General features: G+C 59.7%; 19 protein-coding genes. 9 read left to right on the forward strand and 10 right to left on the reverse strand.

Going from position 1 to position 20780, the window contains the following annotated elements:
* The first annotated feature begins 88 nt into the window (after positions 1 to 88).
* Positions 89 to 1096: a LysR family transcriptional regulator gene (locus tag AS156_RS32570; protein WP_066513456.1), complete on the forward strand. Its 1008-nt coding sequence runs from the start codon at positions 89 to 91 to the stop codon at positions 1094 to 1096.
* Here the strand turns inward: AS156_RS32570 and AS156_RS32575 are convergent.
* Both AS156_RS32575 and AS156_RS32580 read right to left on the reverse strand, forming a co-directional pair.
* The gene (locus AS156_RS32575; RefSeq protein WP_066513457.1) at positions 1090 to 2430 is read right to left on the reverse strand and encodes a RidA family protein; all 1341 of its coding nucleotides are present in this window, start codon (positions 2428 to 2430) and stop codon (positions 1090 to 1092) included. The genes AS156_RS32570 and AS156_RS32575 overlap by 7 nt on opposite strands.
* A 134-nt stretch (positions 2431 to 2564) precedes the next feature.
* A complete protein-coding gene (locus AS156_RS32580) occupies positions 2565 to 3467 on the reverse strand; it encodes a LysR family transcriptional regulator (protein ID WP_066513461.1) in 903 nt (300 codons plus the stop codon).
* Positions 3468 to 3607: 140 nt separating this feature from the next.
* On the opposite strand from AS156_RS32580, the gene AS156_RS32585 reads away from it, so the two are divergent.
* From AS156_RS32585 to AS156_RS32605, 5 genes are all read left to right on the forward strand, one after another.
* On the forward strand, positions 3608 to 4576 hold the full coding sequence (locus tag AS156_RS32585) for a hydroxymethylglutaryl-CoA lyase (protein ID WP_066513462.1): 969 nt from the start codon (positions 3608 to 3610) through the stop codon (positions 4574 to 4576).
* Entirely contained in the window at positions 4527 to 5768 is a 1242-nt protein-coding gene (locus AS156_RS32590) for a CaiB/BaiF CoA transferase family protein (RefSeq protein WP_136626551.1), read from the forward strand. The genes AS156_RS32585 and AS156_RS32590 overlap by 50 nt, the downstream gene beginning before the upstream one ends.
* A gap of 38 nt (positions 5769 to 5806) precedes the next feature.
* Positions 5807 to 6856: an SMP-30/gluconolactonase/LRE family protein gene (locus AS156_RS32595; protein ID WP_245313176.1), complete on the forward strand. Its 1050-nt coding sequence runs from the start codon at positions 5807 to 5809 to the stop codon at positions 6854 to 6856.
* Positions 6857 to 6926: 70 nt separating this feature from the next.
* Positions 6927 to 8369, forward strand: coding sequence for an MFS transporter (locus tag AS156_RS32600; RefSeq protein WP_066513464.1), 1443 nt, complete (start codon positions 6927 to 6929; stop codon positions 8367 to 8369).
* A gap of 3 nt (positions 8370 to 8372) precedes the next feature.
* On the forward strand, positions 8373 to 9257 hold the full coding sequence (locus AS156_RS32605) for a substrate-binding domain-containing protein (protein WP_245313177.1): 885 nt from the start codon (positions 8373 to 8375) through the stop codon (positions 9255 to 9257).
* A gap of 626 nt (positions 9258 to 9883) precedes the next feature.
* Here AS156_RS32605 and AS156_RS32610 read toward each other — a convergent pair.
* From AS156_RS32610 to AS156_RS32645, 8 genes are read right to left on the reverse strand one after another with little or no spacing between them, the layout of a single operon-like run.
* Entirely contained in the window at positions 9884 to 12214 is a 2331-nt protein-coding gene (locus tag AS156_RS32610; RefSeq protein ID WP_066513469.1) for a helix-turn-helix domain-containing protein, read from the reverse strand.
* Between the two features lie 27 nt (positions 12215 to 12241).
* Complete coding sequence (locus AS156_RS32615) at positions 12242 to 13285, reverse strand: alcohol dehydrogenase catalytic domain-containing protein (protein ID WP_066513470.1); 1044 nt, start codon at positions 13283 to 13285, stop codon at positions 12242 to 12244.
* Between the two features lies 1 nt (position 13286).
* Complete coding sequence (locus AS156_RS32620) at positions 13287 to 14537, reverse strand: malate dehydrogenase (RefSeq protein WP_082747858.1); 1251 nt, start codon at positions 14535 to 14537, stop codon at positions 13287 to 13289.
* On the reverse strand, positions 14534 to 15154 hold the full coding sequence (locus AS156_RS32625; RefSeq protein ID WP_066513472.1) for a BMC domain-containing protein: 621 nt from the start codon (positions 15152 to 15154) through the stop codon (positions 14534 to 14536). The genes AS156_RS32620 and AS156_RS32625 overlap by 4 nt, the downstream gene beginning before the upstream one ends.
* A 3-nt stretch (positions 15155 to 15157) precedes the next feature.
* Positions 15158 to 15985, reverse strand: coding sequence for an ethanolamine utilization protein EutJ (eutJ, locus tag AS156_RS32630; RefSeq protein ID WP_066513474.1), 828 nt, complete (start codon positions 15983 to 15985; stop codon positions 15158 to 15160).
* 2 nt (positions 15986 to 15987) lie between these two features.
* A complete protein-coding gene (locus tag AS156_RS32635; protein WP_201456140.1) occupies positions 15988 to 17397 on the reverse strand; it encodes an aldehyde dehydrogenase family protein in 1410 nt (469 codons plus the stop codon).
* A 36-nt stretch (positions 17398 to 17433) separates the two neighbouring features.
* A complete protein-coding gene (locus AS156_RS32640) occupies positions 17434 to 17733 on the reverse strand; it encodes a BMC domain-containing protein (protein ID WP_066513475.1) in 300 nt (99 codons plus the stop codon).
* 55 nt (positions 17734 to 17788) lie between these two features.
* On the reverse strand, positions 17789 to 18088 hold the full coding sequence (locus tag AS156_RS32645; protein WP_066513476.1) for a EutN/CcmL family microcompartment protein: 300 nt from the start codon (positions 18086 to 18088) through the stop codon (positions 17789 to 17791).
* A gap of 207 nt (positions 18089 to 18295) precedes the next feature.
* On the opposite strand from AS156_RS32645, the gene AS156_RS32650 reads away from it, so the two are divergent.
* The 3 genes from AS156_RS32650 to AS156_RS32660 are packed head-to-tail and all read left to right on the forward strand — an operon-like array spanning position 18296 to position 20752.
* Positions 18296 to 19318: a DUF7064 domain-containing protein gene (locus tag AS156_RS32650; protein ID WP_066513478.1), complete on the forward strand. Its 1023-nt coding sequence runs from the start codon at positions 18296 to 18298 to the stop codon at positions 19316 to 19318.
* Positions 19315 to 20295 (forward strand): HAD family hydrolase, encoded by a 981-nt coding sequence (locus AS156_RS32655; RefSeq protein WP_066513479.1) that lies wholly within the window; start codon positions 19315 to 19317, stop codon positions 20293 to 20295. Before AS156_RS32650 ends, AS156_RS32655 begins: the two co-directional genes overlap by 4 nt.
* Before the next feature lie 40 nt (positions 20296 to 20335).
* Positions 20336 to 20752 carry a PEP-utilizing enzyme gene (locus tag AS156_RS32660; protein WP_066513480.1) on the forward strand — a complete coding sequence of 139 codons (417 nt, stop codon included), beginning with the start codon at positions 20336 to 20338 and terminating at the stop codon, positions 20750 to 20752.
* The last annotated feature ends 28 nt before the right edge of the window (positions 20753 to 20780 follow it).

Genomic DNA, 20780 nt, shown 5'->3' on the forward strand with positions numbered 1-20780 from the left:
TCTTCTATATAGAGACTATCTGTATTTTAGATGTTGATCCGATGCCGATCTGGATGGGCCCGGAAAAACGTGGGAGCGCAAGATCCGCATGACGCTCAGTCTCAGACAATTGCGCTACTTCGTTGCGATCGCGGACTCCGGGGCATTCGCTCGTGCCGCTGAGACGCTCAACATCGCGCAGTCGGCCCTCAGCCATCACGTGTCGGAGATCGAGACCGAGCTCGGCGTCACGTTGCTCGATCGACGGCCACGAGGAATCATGCTGACGCCGGCTGGGCGCAGACTCTACGAGCATGCTGGCGCGATCCTTTCTGCCATGACCAAGGCGGAAATCGACGTCAAGACTTTCACGGAGGTCGCGGCCGGGCCCGTTGCGATCGGTCTTAGCCACACCGCGGGCGCCGTCAGTGCGTTGCCGATCATGCAAAGCGTGGGGACCGCTTGCCCCGACGTCCATTTGACCATCAATGAAGGGTTGAGCCCGCATTTGACCGAGCAGGTGCTATCAGGAGCGCTCGACTTTGCTCTCGTGTTCAATCCGTCGAACGATGCGCGACTGGAGCGGGAGGCCTTGCTGAAAGAAGAGCTGTTTCTCGTTGGCCGCGTTGAAATCATCGGACGTTCGCATTCACCTGTTGCGTTTCCGGACATACCCCAGGGAGCGGTGCTCGGGCTTACCCCTCCGACGTCGCGGGCGATCATACAAGCGCAAATCCTCCGCAATCAGATCAAGCCGAGCCCGAAGCTCGAGATCGATTCGCTGAACATCATGCGCACGGCGCTTGAAGCAGGTCTCGGATGCGCCATTTTGGCAAGATCAACTGTGGGAGCCGACCTCTTGAAGAATGGAGTTCATGCACGGCGGATTATTGGGCCCACTTTGACGCGGGAGCTCAGCCTGATTTCGCTGGCCGAGCACCCCCAGACGAGAGCCTTCACCGAAGTAAGAAAGATACTGAGGGAGGTCGTGCTTCAGGAGGCGAAGAGCGGTCGATGGCCCGCGGAAGTGATCGACCAGGCGAGGAAGCGCCCCGGAAAGGCGAGCAGCCGAGCCTCTCTACGAAGGCGGCACGGTCCAAAGCGAACTGGTCATTGAGCGGTCACGGCGATCACGTCTACCTGGAACAGCATCCCAGGCGTAGGCAGCCGCGCAACGTTCACGAACGTTTGCGCGGGCTGCATCTCGCTACCAAATATTTCGGCCATGCATCGCTTGTATTCGTCGACGTAGCGGCTGTCGGTGACGAAGACGAGCATCTTGGCAACGTCAGCGAGTGTCGCGTCTTGGGTCGAAAGCTCCTTGTCGACCCTCCGCATTGAGGCGCGACATTGCCCCTCAAAGTTTCCGAGAGACTCGACGCTGCCATCATCGGCTGCGGATCCGATGCCGGACAGGTATAGTGTGCGACGCGCACCCGAGACGGTGACCGTCGCGGCAACCTCCGGATTGGCATCATCGGCACGGCTCTTTCTGACGAAGGCCTTACCTTCGCCAGGGGCGGGCATCATGGCGATGATGTCATAGGTGTAAGTCTCGCCGAGGGCGCCGAGTTGCGAGATGTTGAGAAGTGTGCCGGGGACACGAACAGTGTCCTCCTTGGGAAGTTGAGCGCGGCATTTGGCGGAATCCGGCTGCTGGACGTCTCCGGTCACGAAGGCGGTCGACCGGACGACGTTGTCATTGGTGCCGCCCAGCGCCTGCATCTCGGCTTTCATTTTCTTCTGAACGTATCCGCACTGGTTGACGAAATCCTGCGGAAACATCGCAACTGGCTTGCCGTGGTCTGGCGCACCCTGGATGGCATGCAGACCGGAAAAATATGTCGTGCTGTCACTGCCGGCGACCTCGAGAACCTCGGTAGCACCTACATTCCATTTACCGAGCGTTTCCCTATTCCGAAAAATGGAGAACGTATTGTCGCTGTCTAGGTTAGCGATCGCCGCAGTCGCCTCGATTTCGATCGTCATGCCAGAGTGGGCGAGCTGGGAGATGTTCGCAATGGTGAGGGTTGGACGAGGCAGGTCTACGAAGCGCTGATCAATGCATTTGTAGAGGTCTGCAACGTTGCGAGCGTCAGTCAAATAGACCCTAAGCATGACAATGTCGGCCAATCCGGCGCTGCGGGTCGCCAGCATGCGGCCGATCTTGTCGAGGGCATAGTTGCACTGCTTTGAGAATTCGCCACGAAAGCGGACTTGAGGCGCATATTGTGTGGTGCTGTCCTCGTCTTCCGCTCCGACACCCCACACAAATATCGTGCGGCTGCGTCCTCCGACCGTAACGATATCGCTAAAGTGTCCCTGATGAGAAGGAACCACGTTGAGAGCGCGCTTGGAGAATTGTACGTCCTCAGCGCGCAAGCCGGAAGACAACAAGAGCAAAGAGCCAAGTGCCGCGATGACCGCAAGGGATTGGATGACTGTCTTCACTGCCGCTTCCGTAGATTGTATCGACACGCGCGGGCGGTAAACGTGTCACGCTCGGGCCCGCGCCAGCGAAACGCAGGGCCGTCTACGGAACAAGCCAAATCTCCAGATACGATCTATCTGATATCTAGATGCCGTCAGGCCGCTGTGGCCGCACTGGACCCGAGTCCCACAAATCGCATCAGCTGATCGGACGTGCGCTCCTGGTTGTAGGCAAGGCAAAGATAGCTCTTAGCTTCAGCCGAGGTCAGCGAGCGCTGGACGACATTGCGCACGGCGATCTGACCATAGCACTTCGGCAGCACCGCGACTCCGAAGCCTGCGGCCACGAGGCCCAGAATGGCACCGCCGTCTTCGGCTTCCTGAATCACTTTGGGCGCAAATCCCACACGACTGCAGAGATGGACAACATGGCCGTTCAAACCGCGGCGGCTGGCATTTGCGAAGAATATGAAAGGCTGCGAAGACATCGTTTGTATGGCAATGGCCCCCCGTTTGCGCAGCATGGGGTGATCTTTCGGCGCAAACAGCTCCAGCGGGTCCGGCCAGAGCCGACGAATGGTGATGTTCTTTGGAAGAGGAAATATCGGAGACGGGCGGAGGAAACCAAGATCGAGCCGACAGTCCGTCAGCATCTCGGCTTGTTCGCTAGTGGAGGCATGAAGCAGCTCGAGGCGTATCTCCGGATAGGCTTGTGAAAATTGCCGCAGGATTTTCGAGAACGATGCATGGATTGGCGCCGACCCCGTATAGCCGACGCGCAGCAAGCCTGCCTCTCCACGCGCGGCCCGCTGCGCCGTTCCCATTGCGTGATCGAGTTGCGCAAGAGCCTCACGCCCCTGTTCCAGCAGGATCTGTCCGGCCTGGGTCAGCTCGACGCCGCGACGCTGACGAAGAAACAGCGGCGCGCCCACCTCATGCTCCAGGGCCTTGATCTGAAGGCTGAGGGGCGGCTGGCTGAGGTTGAGACGGCGCGCGGCCCTGCTGAAGTTTTGTTCCTCGGCGACCGCGATGAAATAGCGAAGCTGTCGAATGTCCATTCAGGTATTTAGAAGGCAAATAGCTAGACCCGTCAAATAAATATTGGACGAATGGCAAACCCCCATCCATCTTTGGCGAGAAACACAAATAAATGGCGCCGGCTCTCGACTGCCCGCGTCATCAGGCAAGTGGTGGACGAATGGCAGACCTGCCGAGCGTAGTGGATATCCAGGAGGAGGGACCGCGCGAAGGCTTCCAGATCGAGCCGGGACCGATTGCCTCTGCGGACAAAATTCGTCTCATCGAGGCTCTCGCGCAAACCGGCCTGCGCCACATTCAGGTTTGCTCATTCGTCAATCCTCGCCTCGTGCCGGGATGGGCAGATGCAGATGAGGTTGTCGCAGGCTTTCGAACGGTGCCCGGCGTTCACTATATGGGGCTCTGGTTCAACGACAAGGGGCTCGATCGGGCGCTCGCATTCTCGAACAAGCTGACGCTTGCCGGTTCAATAGCGCTGTCCGCTTCCGATGCGTTCACCCGCAAGAATCTAAATCGCAGCCACGCAGAAAATGTGGAAGCGATGCGCAAGCAGACACGCCTTCATTTGTCGAAGAACGTTCCGGTGCGGCGGATCGGAGTCATGGCGGCATTCGGCTGCAATTTCCATGGCGATATCGTACCTGCCCAGGTCATCTCCACGCTTCAAGACGGCTTCGCCATCGCTGATGAATGCGGCGTGGCGATCGCCAATATTTCACTCTCGGACACGATGGGCTGGGCGACGCCGCTGCGCGTCGAAAGGTTGCTTGGGGAAGTCCGCACCAAGTGGCCTGATAAGCGCATAACATTGCACCTCCACGACACCCGCGGTCTCGCGGTCGCCAACGCAATGGCCGGTCTGCGTATGGGAGTGGCACGATTCGATTCGACCGTTGGCGGATTGGGCGGTTGTCCCTTCGCCGGACACAAAGGCGCCGCGGGCAACATCTGCACTGAGGAGCTCGTCCTGCTTTGCGAGGAGATGGGGATCCGCACGGGCGTCGATCTCGATGCGCTGATCGAAGTCGGACGAATGGCTGAAGCGATCGTCGGCCACCAACTGCCGAGCGAGCTGCTTCATGCTGGCAGTCTCAATTCATTTCGAAGGAAAGTCTCAGGTGTCCACTAAACCGCTTACAGGCCTGAAGGTGCTTGAGTTCAGCCACACCATCATGGGGCCCTGCGCCGGCCTGATACTTGCCGACCTCGGTGCCGACGTGATCAAGGTTGAGCCGGCGCCCGACGGCGACCACACGCGCCGCTTGCCGGGCTTCGGCGCGGGTTTCTTCGCTGGATTCAACCGCAACAAGCGCAGCATCGCAATCAATCTGAAGCGTCCTGAGGGGCGCACGACGGTCCATCGGCTGGTAAAGGACGCTGATGTCCTCATTGAGAACTACGCGCCCGGCACGATGGAGCGATTGGGGTGCGGTTACGCGGACTTGGAAGTGGTCAACCCGCGTCTGATCTATCTGGCACTCAAGGGCTTCCTCGCGGGTCCCTACGAGCATCGGCCGGCGCTTGACGAGGTCGTGCAGTTTCAGGCGGGGCTCGCCTATATGACAGGTCCCGCAGGGCGGCCGTTGCGCGCCGGGGCTTCCGTCAACGACATCAGCGGGGCCATCTTCGGCGTCACGGCCGCGCTCGCTGCGCTTCGCGAGCGCGATGCGACCGGACGGGGGCAGCGGATCAGCAGTGCCCTGTTCGAGAGCGCCGCATTCTTCATGGTCACACATATGGCGGGCACGGTCGCGAGCGGACATCCGCCGAAACCTATGCCGGAGCGCCGCCATGCCTGGGCGATCTATGACGTCTTCAACACGAGCGACGACCAGATTTTCATCGGCGTTACCAGCGATAAGCAATGGATCCGCTTCACCGAGGAGTTCGGGCTAGCCGCCCTCGGTGAGAATCCCGATCTCGCGACCAACGTTATGCGGGCGAGCCATCGAAGCTGGCTTATCCCCGCGGTGCAGGAGGTGCTTGCTCCGCTGTCGAAGGCGGTGATCGCCGAGCGCTGCGAACGGGCTGCCGTCTCATGGGCGCCGGTCGGTAAGCCGACCGATCTGTTCAACGACCCGCATCTGGCCAGTCACGGGGGGTTGATCGATGTTGCGATCCGTACCCCCGAGGGCGCAACCGAGATGACACGGCTTCCCGCTATGCCCATCGAATTCGGCTCGCAGCGCGAGCGGCCGGGTTTGACCCGCCAACCACCGCATCTCGGCGAGCATACGAACGAGATCCTGGCTGATGCCGGCTTTGATCGCGCAGAAATAGACAGGCTCGCATGTGAGCAAGTGGTTGTGGCAAGTCCATAGGGCAAAGGGCGAACAACAAGCTACAGAGGGAGGCTGCATTGCTGTCGAGACGACAACTGTTCGAGCAGGCGTTGATGTGCGCCGTCGCGCCGGCCGTGTTGGGCAACTGTCTTTCGTCCGAGGCGTTCGCGGAAGAAGCCGCGGGTCAACCCGGGCCGAATTTCTATCCGGCGCCGGAGCTGATTAAAGCAGAGATATTCACTGAGATGCCGGAAAGATTCCGGCGGAGCGGTGTGAAATCCGAGTGGTCGGCGGTCAACAAAATAGGGCAGCCGCCCGTCGACAGCTTCATCGAGGGACTGACGCCCGATCAATACGGCAATCTCTATATCGTTGACGTTCCCTTTGGGCGGCTGTTCAAGATCTCGGCCGATCGTGAATGGACGCAGCTCGCAGAATGGGACGGCGAGCCCGGCGGCATGGCGCTGCACCCGAACGGAAAGTTCTTCATCACGGACTACAAGCAGGGTCTGCTCACCTTCGATCCGGTCACGAACAAGATCGAGCCGTTCCTTGGTCGTCGAGACAGCGAGCGCTTCAAGGGCCTCAACGACCTGACCTTTGCCATGAACGGTGACATCTATTTCACAGATCAGGGCCAGACAGGCCTGCAGGATCCCACGGGACGGGTTTACCGGCTGCGGACGAACGGACAACTCGATCTGCTGCTGTCCACGGGCGTCAGCCCGAACGGTCTGGTCCTCCATCCGAACGAGACCGTGCTGTTCGTTGCCATGACGCGCGACAATTCGGTGTGGCGTGTTCCGCTTTTTCCCGACGGGACGACGGGAAAGGTCGGACGGTTTGCCTCCTTCTACGGCGTGAGCGGGCCGGACAGCATCTTCATCGACGAGCAGGCCAATCTGTTTGTACCGCACGCTTCGCTCGGTTCGGTGTTCGTGCTCAACCCGGACGGGGAGCCGATCGCTCGCATCGTCTCTCCCAAAGGCAAGACGACCACGAACGCGAAGTTTGGCGGGCCGGACCGGAAGACCGTCTACATCACGCAATCCGACACTGGCGCGATCCTCAAGGCGTTGTGGCCCATCCCTGGTCGGCGCGTCTACGCCGAAACGGGTCGAACGTGATGTCTTTCTGGCGTTAGCGTTTCTTGATCGTCGATAGACAAAAATCAAAGCGAATTTGGGGAGAGAAGGCATGCACGGCGCGGTGACGCAGATCCCAAACGGCATTGGAGCGAGCGCAGAAAGGATCGACATCGCGTCATCGGCCGCCATGATCAACGCCCGCCTGGATCGCCTTCCGATGAGCTGGCCGATCTGGAAGCTCGTTCTGATGGTTGCCCTTGGCGCCTGGTTCGAGATCTACGACGTGTTCTTCACCGCCTATATCGGACCGGGCCTCGTCAGAAGCGGAATATTCACGACATCGACCGTGAATTTCTTCGGTTTCGCCGGATTGGGGGCTTTCGTGGCCGCAATGTTTGCCGGCCTGTTCGTTGGAACGCTCGTGTTTGGCCAATTGGCCGATCGCTTCGGACGCCGGGTCGTCTTCACCGGCGCGCTGCTATGGTACACGACAGCAGCAGCACTGCTGGCTTGCCAGCACAGCGCGGAGTGGATCATCTTCTTTCGATTTCTCACGGGTATCGGCGCCGGCGCGGAGATCGTGACGATCGACTCCTATACGACCGAACTCGTTCCGGCGAACTCGCGCGGACGCTCATTTGCCTTCCTGCAGGCGATACAATTCTCCGCCGTTCCGACCGTTGCGCTGGTTGCCTGGTACTTCGTGCCAGCGGCGCCCCTTGGCTTTGACGGATGGCGATGGGTTATCTGGCTCGGGTGTCTGGGAGCGGTGGCCGTCTGGTTCATCAGGCTCGGCCTACCGGAAAGTCCGCGCTGGCTGGCGCAGCAGGGCCGTATCGCCGAGGCGGATGCGATCGTTTCCCGGCTTGAGCGTGAGATCGTTGAGCGGACCGGTTCGCCTTTGCCCGAGCCGGAGCCCTATCCTCCGTTGGCGCAGGAGGCAAAGGTCACCTTTGCGGAGCTCTGGCGCTCCCAATACCGGGGGCGTACTATCATGATGCTGGTGTTCAACTTCTTTCAGTCTATCGGTTATTATGGCTTTGCAAGCTGGGTTCCAACGCTCTTGATCGCCAAGGGAATCAACATTACGCACAGTCTTCTCTATTCGTTCGTGATAGCGATTGCTAATCCCATCGCTCCGTTGCTTTCGATGACCTTCGCCGAGCGAGTCGAGCGTAAGTGGATCGTGGTCGGATCTGCCATGTCGATGGCGATGATTGGAATCGTTTTCTCGAAACAAGTGGACGCTGCCGTCATCGTCGCCCTCGGGATTGCAATGGCGTTCGCAAGCAATTGTCTGACATTCTCCTATCGCGCCTATCAGGCGGAGCTCTTCCCGACGCGCATGCGCAGTCGTGCGATTGGTGCGGTCTATTCCGTCAGCCGTATCAGCGCGATGTTCTCGGGCTTCCTGATTGCATTCTGCCTTCGCGATTATGGCGTGACAGGCGTGTTCGCGTTGATCGCAGGGGCCATGGCGATCGTCGTTGCGACCATCGGTCTCTTCGGCCCCCGCACCAACGGGTTGAAGCTGGATGCGGTTTCGGGATAGCCGGTGTCACAGGATTTGAAGCTGATGAGCCAGCCAGGACGGCTGCGAACGCTGTTGGGCGACTATCCCGGAACTGCCGGCGTGAAGAGCGGAGCTGTCGCTTCCGACCGGTTGACGCTCGACTTCGCTTGTTATCCCTCGGTCATCGATGGATTTAAGCCGATGGTCCGGCAGCAGGCGTTTGACGTCGCCGAGCTTGCGATCGTCAGCTATCTCATCGCCCGGGAGTTCGATAAGCCGCTGGTGCTCTTGCCGGTGACGACGACCGGGAGGTTTCCCCACGCGCGCGCTCTCTATAATGCGGAGCGGGGCCGACTTTGGCCGGCGGATCTGGCTGGCAAGCGCGTGGCGGTAAGGTCGCTGACGACGACAACCGGCGTTTGGTTACGAGGCATGCTCGCCAACGACTACGGCGTCGATCTCAATCGCATCGAGTGGGTTACATTCGAGGATCCTCACGTCGCCGAATGTCACGAAGGTGGCGCGCGAGCTCCCACAGGACGAACGATCATTCAGATGTTGCTGGATGGCGAGGTAGACGCCGTTCTCGGCGAGACGTCTAACGATCCACGATTGAAGCCTCTGTTAGCAGACCCGAAAGCCGCGAGCGAGGCATGGTTTCAGAAGCACAAAATCGTTCCGATCAACCATGTGGTCGTCGTCACCAAGGCGTTGCACGACGATGATCCCGACACAGTCCGGGAGATCTATCGCCTATTGAAGCGGTCGAATGAGCTTTGCTTGCCCCAAAATCAGACCCCCTTTGGGCTGGCGGCCATGCGTCCTGCCTTGCAACTCGTGATCGACTACGCGGCGCAGCAGAAGCTGATCTCTCGCCGGTTATGCGTCGACGAACTCTTCAGTGATCTGACGTCGAGCCTGGCTTAGCGCCTCAGAGGTACCTGTTGGGCGTTCCACAGGTTCTTCTCTCTCATCCGGGCAAAAAAAGTCGAGCCATAGCGCGAATCTCCATGATCACAGCCATGATGTACGGTGGCGGACACTGGCCGTTGGCGTCACGCACGGGATTGGCGAGCTCGGCGGCGTTGCTTGGTCTGACTGTGTCCAAGCTCCGAGCCATCGAGACGGATTGCTTTTCGTGTTTATGTTCGGGTTGGGTTCAATGCTCGGCATGACCGCATTGTCGTCAGTGATCGCTGTTCCGCAGGTCATGCTGGCACGCATGCTGACTTGGACCTATCGAACCCCCGTATCTTGCCATCGGGAGCGTTGCGGAGGACGTCGGTCTATTGACCGTCTATGGAACTGCGCTCGGCTCCGGCTAGGAAAATTGCGTAAAATTGCGTCTAACGCGCCGTACTGATCAACTACTGTGCAAATTCGGACTTCGCCCACAGCGAAACGGACTCGTCGAAGTGCCAAATCGAAGGTGAAGCGAGCGTCGGTATCAGTGGCTACGGTCAGTTGGTCACTGATAAGGTTTCATACAAAAATTTATCAGTTCGGATAAGGTTGATGTCCGGAGTGGAACGACAATATTGAAGCGATGTCTGTCACGCGATGAGATCGTTCATCCGCAATGCAAGATAAAGTAGGACACGCTGCTCATGTGCGGCAAGCCGAAGGCCGGTAATTCTCTCGATTTTATCGAGCCGATACGCAATCGTCTTCTTGTGGGTACGCAATTCTTTGGCTGCTGCTTGCTGTGAGCAGTTGCAAGAGAAAAAGGACCGCAGCGTCTGCAGGAGCACTTCGCGTTGGGGGCTCTTCTCGCTAAGCAGTTTGCCCAACGTTTCCTTCACGAATTGATGGAAGTCGGCGCCGTCCTGCATACTCATAAGAAGTCCTGCGACGCCGACCTCATCGAAATCCACGACGGTTGCCTTGCGACTTTGACGCGCGACATCCAGCGCGATATGAGCGTCTTTCCAGGCTGCCGGCATGAGCATCGGATCGCGACAACTCCGGCTTAGACCAATAGTGACAAGCGAGCCCGGAAGGCGGCGCACAATTTCTGCCAGGAGACTTTGGGCGAAGTCGCGAGCATGGGCTGTGTCGGACATCGAAACCACGAGAGCCAATTCGTTGCCCCGCAGCCCCGAGAGGCGAACGAGATGACGAGACGGAAGCCGGTCATGGGCTTCAGCGATCGAACGGCGGCGTGCTTCGATTTCGCCACCGGTGAGCAATCCGATCTTGCCGGGTTTATCAATCCCATCCACGCGGCAAACCAGGACACAGTATTCGCCGGGGATCTCTGCATTCAATTCTTTCGCTCGTTGAAGAGCCAATTGGCGCAGATGATCAGGACCTTCGAGGAGGTCCCACGTCAGCATAGTCAGCTTGTCGGTGAGTGCGCGCGCGGCTGCCCGCTCCTTGGTCTGATGTAGCGCCGCCGTAACACAAAGCTCGGTGATGGCCAGCTGGGCGCTCGCGTCTTCGATTTCTGGGTTGACTAGGATCGCCCAACCCATCTGCTCAGAGCCGGCCGTGATGCTTTGGAAGGCGAAACGGACTGCGCCTGACGTCACGGCCTTGTAGCGCGTATCTGATCCGGTATTTTGTGAAATCCCGGCCTGGATGGCGCGCAGGCCCTCGTCCGAGATCGAGCCATGGGGATGAGACGCCTTGACGTCCAGATGCCGGTCGAGGATCAAGACGGGAGAACCGAGATGCTCATGCGCGCGTTGGACGATTTCGGACAGACTGCCGCCCTCGAGCAAAGTCGAGATGAGACTTTCTTGCAGATTCGCCGAGTTTCTGATGACGTCGTACCGCTGTTGCAGTTCAGCATGAGCGTCCTGAAGCTTCTGCGCCGCCACCTCGCGCGCCTCAAGCAGAGCCGCATTTTCGATAGCTAGTGATGCGAGGTTCGCGAGCGTTGCAAGTTCGGCTGTGTGCTGGGTAGTGAAGGTGGAAGGTTTACGTCTCCAGACTTCGAGGACGCCGATGACTTGATCTTGCGACATGAGCGGAACGGCCAATGCCGAGCGGACGCGCTCTGCGCGCGCGAGGCTCATGAAGTCGCGACTGATGATCTCGCTTTGAACGTAGTCCTCAATGGAGCAAGGCTGCCGGGTCTGCAGAACGCGGCCTCCCACACCTTGGCCCGCCTTCATGCAAAGTCGCGCGGTCTCGACCGCAAGGTTTCCGGTGCAGCGCTTCATAACAAGGGCATCGTTCTCAAGAAGCATGATGCCGCAGATATCGGCCGAGAGCCTGATCTTGGCTTCGTGAGTGATCTGGAGAAAGATCTCCTGCAGATTCTGACTTTTTAGGATCTTGTTTGCGACACGCTGAAAAACCCGGATCGCTTCGAGCTTATCCGGGTTGACGCTCTGACTTTCACTCGAGGCGATGGCTAGGCCGAAGACCTTGGATAATACTGCGGCGGTCTCGTGCAGAGCGGTGGGGTCGTCAATTCCTTCGGCAAGGAGACCGACACGAGCCACCTGCACGGGGATAAAGGCAGAGTCCTGGAAAAATACCACGTCGGTAGGCGCGTCGGGCAAGCTTTCGATTAGCGCCTCGTCCGCGCCATCGTTGAGCTTTTCCCATTCCCGCCAGGCGCCACCCGAGCGGACGAGGAGACGGACGTCCCTCGCAGCAAGTATGTTACGAAAGAGAATGCGCGCTTCGAAGAAGAGCGCTTGCGGACCATGATCGGCCGCGTTGGCGAGCGTGCCGATTGCGTCTTTCAAGAAGGCCACCGGCAAAGCGGAATGCGGCTCCAAAAGGGCGTGTGCCACCGGCGCGGTCCTTCCCATGCATTCTCCTCCCAAGCGGCTTGGAAAGGCGCTGCAATGGCCCTTCTTGTCGAGGCCGATTTGTGCAATGCAGCGCAATTGCCGCTCTTCTAAGAGCTTGCTCTGACTGGCATTCATTGGCAACGGCGTTGATGCGACGATCGGCTAAAGGCGAGGGTCGATCACAGCCTTCATAACCTTCTGGGCTTTGAGGTCGGCGTACGCTTGGGCAGCCCCTGCAAATCCTGTCCGCCGATCCACGACGACAGCGGGGTCAAGGATACCTGTCGTGATCAACGATAGAAGGCGAGGGCGAAGCCGGATCGAGTCACCAATTGCAAAGCCCAACGTGAGTTCATTGGCAAAACTTTTGGCCAGCGGAAACGACCAGTTTTGGGTGGCATGCGCGCCAACCGAGATGATGCGTCCGCGCTTCCTGACAAGGTCGAACGCCGCGGTGAGCGTGGCCGCCGCGCCAACGGCCTCAACGACCAGATCGACACCCTCCCCATCGGTAAGGCTGTCAATGAACGTTCGGGCCTCGTCGGGCGAGACTGTGAGACTTCCGTTGGCGCGGGCGAAGGTCCGGCGGCTCTCGCTCGGCTCGATGATCACAACGGCCCCGGCGCCCGCGGCTTGCGCGGACAGGCTTGCCAACTGACCGACGCTGCCGCCTCCGATGACAGCGACGATTTCTCCAGGCAAGAGGGCGCCGCGCTCGATAGCCGCCCATCCCGTTGCCAAATTGTCGCCGAGGAGAATTGCCGCCTCGTCGGAGCACCCCTTCGGCAGCAAGCCGAGGGTTGTGTCCGCGTGCGGAACGCGCACGATTTCGGCTTGCGCGCCGTGGAGAGCGGGTCCGAAGGACGTGCCTGTGCCGAAGAAGGCTCGTTCTTGGCATTCCCAATGGTCACCACGGTCGCACCAATGACAGTGGCCGCAAGCGGTGAAGTCGGACGACATCACCCGATTGCCGACCTTGAACCGTGTTACAGCTCCGCCGATTGCCATGATTTCGCCGACGAATTCATGACCGATAATGGCGCCGGGGCGGATGCCTGCGAAATCACCGGCGATGACGTGCAGGTCAGTGCCACAAATCCCGGCTAACTCGACCCGAACCAAAGCATCCCCCGGATGCTGCAGCTGCGGCGGAGCGACGTCTTGCAAAGTGACGTTGCCGGGGCTTTGGTAGACGATGGCACGCATGTTAGCCCAATTCGGAAATGCGTTTGGCGATGCTATTGGCGGCTTCCACCAGCGCTGCTTGTTCTTCGGGGCGGAGCGGGAGCGTGACGATTTCTTTGACACCATTTGCGTCCAGGCGGACGGGAAGACCAACGCGTGTGTTGGCAACTCCGTACGCCCCCTCGGACTGCACGCAGGCTGCAATCACGGGACTGCTGCCTTTCACCATGGCAGCCACCATTGAGGCGGCGGATTCGGCGGGCGAAAAATAAGCGCTGCCCTTCTGAAGTAGCTTGACGACCTCGGCGCCGGAATCGCGTGCGCGCTCAACAATGGCTTTCAACCGGTCCTTCGCAATCAAATTTTCGATCGGCCGGCCATTGGCGGTGGCGAGGCTCAGGGGAATCACCATTTCGGCGCCGTGACTCCCGAGAGCGATGGCGTCGACGTCTTGCGGTTTCGCGATCCCTTCAAGCGCGATAAGCGAGCAGAAGCGTGCACGGTCGAGCACTCCGGCCATTCCGATCACGCGGCCCGCAGGAAAACCCGTTCGCTTGGCCATCAAGTGCGTCATTTCCTCGAGCGGGTTGGTAACGACAACCACGACCGCCTTCGGCGCGTAGCGACGGATACCGTCGGCGACGCCTCCTACGATTTCTGCGTTCACTCCGGTAAGGTCGGTGCGGCTCATGCCGGGTTGACGTGGGCGTCCGGCCGTCATGACGACGTAGCTTGCGCCCGCCAGCGCCGCGAGGTCGGTGCTTCCTTCGATACGGGTGGTGAATCTGCGCAGTCCCGAGCTATGCCACATATCGAGAGCGAGCCCGGCCGCAAGGCCAGGAACGATATCGATCAGCGTGACACGTGAGAAGAGAGAGGTTTCAGCGAGGCGAAGCGCGGTCATGGCACCGACATGCCCTGCGCCAATCACCGCAGCCTGCGGCCGGTCGCCGTGGCTTGAAGGGATTGGCTCTTGCTCGACGCGCATTTGCGGAGGGACCGGCGCGCCACGTCGATAGAGTGAGCCCGACAAGGCACCGGGCTGGATCGATCCGGGGGGCGCCGTTGGCCCGGTTACCAGTGTCGTCGTTGTCGTCCGCTGGGGACTCGAACGTGCGACCTGCGGCACGGGCATTTGGGTGGTGCCGGACCGCTCGATCCGCACATTCAGCTCTTTGGCTCGGTCGGCCGCCAGCGGCGTCAGAATATCCTTGGTGGATATCTGGAGCACACCGGCAGCATTCTCGACATCCGCGACAGAGATGACGCTCATGCCTTCGTCCCTCCGAGTTCCTCCAACGAGGCAACGGCGGCCTTGGCCGCCGACTCGACTTCGCTCTCGGTACCCGAGATGAACAACCGCCCAAAGCGGCCGACCGCGCGCACTTCGATCAGGCTGATGTTGGCTGCCTTTTCGGCTTCGTTGCCGGCGAGCGTCACATAAGCGGCCGGCGTCGCCTCAAGCACAAAAAGGCTCGACCGTGGCAGAAGCAGATTGCCCTTGCGCCACTTATTGATCAGCTGGGCCTGATAAGGATTGACGTTGGTGACAAATTGCGATGACGCGATGGTCGGTCTTACACGGTCTTCTTCTTTGAGACCGAGATAGTCGAGCACAGCTTGTCCGGCGGCGAGCACTTCGGATTGCGTGCGTGAATGAATCTCGAGAAGGCCAAACTCGCGCTCGATGATCTGGAGGGCCGGGCGAACATCGGCCGCTTTGAGGGCGATATCGGCGCAACGAAAGATTTCATTGCCTGGGGCAACTTCGATGAAGAGTTCGGACATGCCAGCCACAGGCACGTCGCCCTGGCAGGTCGAGGCGACGTGCGCTGCAGCCTGGGGCTGCATGCTGTCGATGAAGGCATAGGTGCGCAGTTGAAAATCCATGATTCAGCTCATCGCGATTCCGAAGGGGGTGACGAGTTCCGAGTGGGGATAGGCCCAGGTCTCAATCCCGCAGTAGCCGGCAACGATAGAAGCTGCGTGAGGCACCCGAACTGCACCACCGACAAGGTGGATGGATCGAACGGCATGGGTTCCGATCTGGCGGAGGACTGAGCTTGCAATCCGCTCCAGGCCTGGACGAAGAATGTGGGAGTAGTCTTCTGCGCCGAGGCGTTTACGTGCTTCGGCGTCTTCGATAGGGATTCCAAGCGCACCGGCGAGTATAAGGTCCAAGTGATGTCCGCCGCCTGGCTGGTCGTCGAGAACGACAATGACGCTGTTTTCAACGATGCCGACGCCCGTCGAACCCCCACCAACATCGACGATCGCGCCGTTGTCCAGCCGAAGGAGTGCTTGAGCCGCGGATACTTCGTCGACCAATTGGCGACATGTAATGCCGGCGTTCTCAAGAACGTAACGGCACGCTCGAGCCTCGGCTTCGGGTACGCCCGGAGGGAATGCCGTCGCGGCCGCAGAGATGTCGCTCCCCAATGCCGAGTACGCCGCGCTCTTGAGCTGCTTCACGGCGGCGACAGCGTCGCCAAAATTGACGACAACGCCGTCCCTGACAGCTTGACAGGGGAGGCTGTCCCAATAGACGGGATGCCCGGCTTGATCGACAGCCGTCAGAACAATCGTCGCGGTACCAAGGTCCACACCAAAAGACACGGCGTTGCCGGCGGTCGATGCGCGAAACGTCGCGGCCGCTGCTTCGAGGAACGCCCCGGTTTCGCGATTGATCGTCGACACAGTTGATTTGACGCGCGCAAGCATTGTCAGATCCCCATGCTCGCCTGATAGAGCGAGCGCCAGGGACGGATCTCATGCGCAATTCTTTTGATGTTGATGAGATGAAGCGGCGTCACGTTGTCGGAAACGATGGACCCGCTCCATGTTCCGGTACCGAGCATGAAGGATGGATCGGTCGCGCAGCTATAACCCATGCCACCAAACAGCGTTGGAGTATTGATGACGATTCGGCCGGCGCGAAGCGCCGACATCGTGGCGATGACCTGGTCGTCCTCGCAATGAAGGCCGAGCGTGTGGCCTTCGCCGCCGAACGCGAGGATTTGGCGGCATTGTTCGTAGGCCGCCGGCAAATCCGCCGTCCGGTAGAACGACAGAACGGGACCGAGGATCTCGCGCGATAGCGGCGCTTGCGGGCCGACTTCGGTCAACTGCGCCCCGAGGACCTTACAACCGCTGGGAACGCTGAGATTGATCCGACGACCCAGTTCTTGCGCCGAGAGGCCAACCGCTTCCGGCCTGAGTTCGCCCTTGTCCGTGAAGATAAGCTTGGCCAGTTGTTTCTGATCTGCCTCGCTTAGAAAGAATGCTCCCTGAGCCGCGAAAGCGGCAACGCCCGCATCGGCGATAGGCTCATCCAGCACAATAGATTGCTCGGCGACACAGGCTGTACCGTTGTCGAACGATTTTGACGTGATGGCCATGAGCGCGGCTTCCTTCACGTCTTTGACCGATCGATGGATGTAGACGGGTACGTTACCGGCGCCGACTGCAAACGTCGGTTTACCGCTCGAATACGCGGCGCGCACCATGCCTGGTCCGCCGGTAGCCAGCACGACCGACACATCGGGATGGCGCATGAGCTCGCCGGTCGACTGAATGGTGGGAAGCTCCAAGCATGAAATAAGGCCCTTGGGAGCTCCGGCCTTGACGGCGGCGTTCGCCATGATCTCCGCAGCTCGGACGCAGGACCGGACGGCGCGAGGGTGGGGCGCGCACACGATCGCGTTGCCCGACTTGACGGCCGCAAGGCATTTGAAGAGGACCGTCGAGGTAGGATTGGTAACGGGAATGATGGCCGCTATGACGCCCATAGGAGATCCGATGGCGGTCATGCGGTTGACTTCGTCGACCCACAAAACACCTACGGTCCGCATTGGCAGCATCGAAGCCGCAACGAATTTGGTATTATACAGGTTCTTGAGGATCTTATCCTCGTATACGCCAAATCCGGTTTCATCGACGGCCATGCGAGCAAGCTCTTGGGCGGCTGCTGTGCCGGCATCCGCCATGGCTCGAACAATGCTGTCGACTCTTTCCTGATCCGCGTCAGCGAACGCCTGGAAGGCGGCGTGCGCTTGGCGTGCCTTGTTGCGCGCTTCCGCCAAGCCCGCTAAGTCGGAATCAAGATTCATTGCAACGCTCATGAACTCGCTCATGCATCAGAGTTTCGAAAAGGACTCTACGGATGAGCGTCAGCCCTTTCCGAGAATACCTTCGACATCCTCGTGCGGGCGGGGAATGACGTGCACAGAAACGACTTCACCGACCTTGCCGGCCGCCGCCGCTCCGGCGTCGGTCGCTGCTTTCACGGCGCCGACGTCGCCACGGACCATCACGGTCACCAGGCCTCCGCCAATTTGCTCGCGTCCGATCAGCCGCACATTCGCGGCCTTGACCATGGCGTCGGCCGCTTCTATGGCGCCCACAAGACCTTTGGTTTCGATCAAACCGAGAGCGCCCCTCGGTTGGCCGGTCGTTGGCGTCGTATTCATCTGAGCTTCTCCTTGCTTGGGTTGGGATGGTTGAGTTGACGGGTGTCTCTGCCGGTCACGCTTTCGAGTAGACATTCTTGGAGCCGATCTGGACGTTATCGACGACGGCGACGATGGCAGCGTCGGTCGGTGCGTTGCCAGCGTCGCCCAGTCGTGCGGCGCTACCGCGTGTGACCAGGACAACGTCGCCTTCGCCAGCGCCAATGAGATCGATGGCGACATGAGCGGCGGCGCTCTTGGGGGTTGCCACTTCGGCTTCAACCTCCACAGGCTCTACAACCAGCAATTTGTAGGAATTCAGGCCGGACGACTTGATCGTCGAAACGACCGTTCCGACCACACGCCCGATCTCCATAGCGCACTCCCTAGCCACGATTGTCGGCGCTCGATTGACGCCATTTCGCGAACACTAGGGGGTCGAGCTGCCGAGCGTCATTCTCTCGTGGGGATAAAAAACACCGCGCGGTTTTATCTTGGACGACCGTGGCGAGGGCATTTTAAATACGGATGATGACGGTGCTCGCAGAGGGTGCCGCAAAGAGCGCCGGCTAGGAGGAACAGCATGATCCAAGACGAGGACGTCTATTTTCACAAGGCGGACGCAGGCGTCCAAAACTGGGCCGAGACCAATTTCTTTGGTTTCTTTAACGCCGAGGCGAAGCTGAATATCGGCGTTTACGCCCTGTTCCGTCCAAATCTGGGCATCGTCAGCTCCACCATCTGCATGAATTCAGGTTTCGCGAATACACCCTGGGAAGCGGACTTTTGCGATCTCCGGGCCTCGATGCCGATTCCCGAGCCGCGCGATCTCAGCGCCTTCACGCTCGATAACTCGCTCAGCATCAGGTGTCTGCGCCCGAATATGGACTGGCACATTGGCTATGATGACGGCGAGGGCACGCTGATCGACGTCGACTATCGTTCGATCATGCTGCCATTCGACATTCACGATCCCGATATGGATCCGATGAAGGCGAAAGCCCTCAGGGAAGCCGAGCAGGGCGGCAAGTTCGCCTGGGGAACCGCTTACAACGGGCATTTCGACCAGACCGGACATTTCAAGGGAAAAGTTGCGATCCGGGGAAAGACGTTCCCGATCGACTGCATTTCGACGATGGATCACAGCTGGGGACCTCGCCCCGAACGCGGCGCGCCCAATATGAGCTGGCTGCACGCCCACTTTTCAAAGGATCTCGCTTTTCACGTCATATTCAGTTTCGACCCCAAATCGAACGGTCGCGAACTGTCGCTGGCTCATGGCTATGTGGTCGAGAAGGGCAAAGTCTTCGGACTGAAGGAAGCCCATGGCGTGACCAAGAGGTCACGTGACCGCTACGCGGACGAGGTTGACCTGGTGCTGACCGACAGCAGCGACCGCGAATGGAAGCTCCACGGTAAGGGGTTAACGAGCTTCCCATGGCAGTGTTGGCCGAACATGGTGTCCTTCAACGCCCTTGCGCGATGGACCTGTGAGAATCTGACCGGCTACGGCGAGATCCAGGACTTCTTTGAGATGCCGCAGCTGACCGCACTCAACGCGGCTCCGGAGACGCGCGTTCGCGCTGGGATGGCAGAGCTGCGATGAAAGAAGTGCGCGCTGTCCTCTTTGATCTCGATGGGACGCTGGTGCAGACCAGGGAAGCGTCCTGGCGAGTGTTCGCCAAAACCAATGCGGCCTTGGGGCTTGGCATCAACAGCCAGGCCGAGTTCTTCGGTCTGCTCGAAGACAATATGTTTCACGGGCTTCAGAAGCACTGTGGCGACGACCGTCGCGCCGAAGAGGCGGCGCGGCATTTCCTCGAGCTTCTGCAACGAGAATATAACCCCGAATTCGTGCCTGGCATGGCAGACGTTGTGCGCGCCTTTGCCGGCAAGTGCTCGCTGGCAGTGATATCCTCGAATTCGGTGGCCACGATACGGCGCATTCTTGATCGCGAAGGCCTGACGCATTGCTTCTCGCACGTCTTCGGCGGCGATGTTGAAAAAGACAAGCGGGCCTGTGTCCGGCGCTTTCTGGCGGACCGTTCGTATCTGGTCAGCCGAAATTGCTCACCAGCCTACCGGGAGGGGCATGATCCTGACCCGCCGCTCGCGGATCAGATCGCGCTCATCACGGATACCGTCGGCGACGTCAGACACGCCGTGGAATGTGGTGTTCGAGCGATCGGCGTGGCCTGGGGCATGCACTCCGAGCAGCAATTGCGCGCTGCTGGCGCGGAGTTCGTCGCCGTTTGGCCACAGGAACTCGTGGCACAGATGCTCCCCGACGGCTTCGCCTCAAGCTGCGCGATCGCTCCCACGGCGGAGCCTGGCAATTGTTGCGGAAGCGTCACTTCAAACTGCAGCTGTGGTTGCCAGCACAGTGAACTTGCCGACGTCGCGGCCGTCAGGCGCGACCGGCGCATGGCTGCGACAGAGGCGTTTGGTGGACGAATAACGTGCGGTGTAGGCAGTCCTTCTGCACGGCACAACGTTCCCGCCACCCACGTCAGCGGTATCAACGACCACCTGTTGAACGCCCTTCGCCGCTTGCGCGGCAGCGAGCGACGACCGTTTCACTGACCATTCTTCTAACCACGTCAACACACAGGGAGGAGTCTAAATGAGTTATGTCGCGGAAGGTTATAATAGCTTCGAGACCAAGAAGACGCCGTCCGGCATCGTCAAATATCTTCCGGATCCAAAGTCCGTCATCGCTCTCATCCAGAGCGGCAAGCTGAAGGAGCATATTCTCCTCGTCCAGGGCGGAACGACAACCTTCCTCGCGCCGGCCTTGAGCATGGGATCCATTGGCGTGATCACGATGTCAGGCGCTCCGGAGTCACATCTCGGAATCCTCTCGCGTGAATTCCAGATGCCCTGCGTGATGACGGCCTACCTCACGGACAGCGACTCCCGCTACGTCACGGGCGGAAACAACGACGCTCATTTCGCTGCCATCATCAAGGCCCTTGAGGGCAAGAAAGTGCAGCTGCATTGCGAAGACAGGGAGACAGGCCGGATCGCCATCGTCAGCTGATCAATCCAAGCATAATCGCAATCGAGGA

Source organism: Bradyrhizobium macuxiense, assembly GCF_001542415.1.
Classification (GTDB): Bacteria; Pseudomonadota; Alphaproteobacteria; order Rhizobiales; family Xanthobacteraceae; genus Bradyrhizobium; species Bradyrhizobium macuxiense.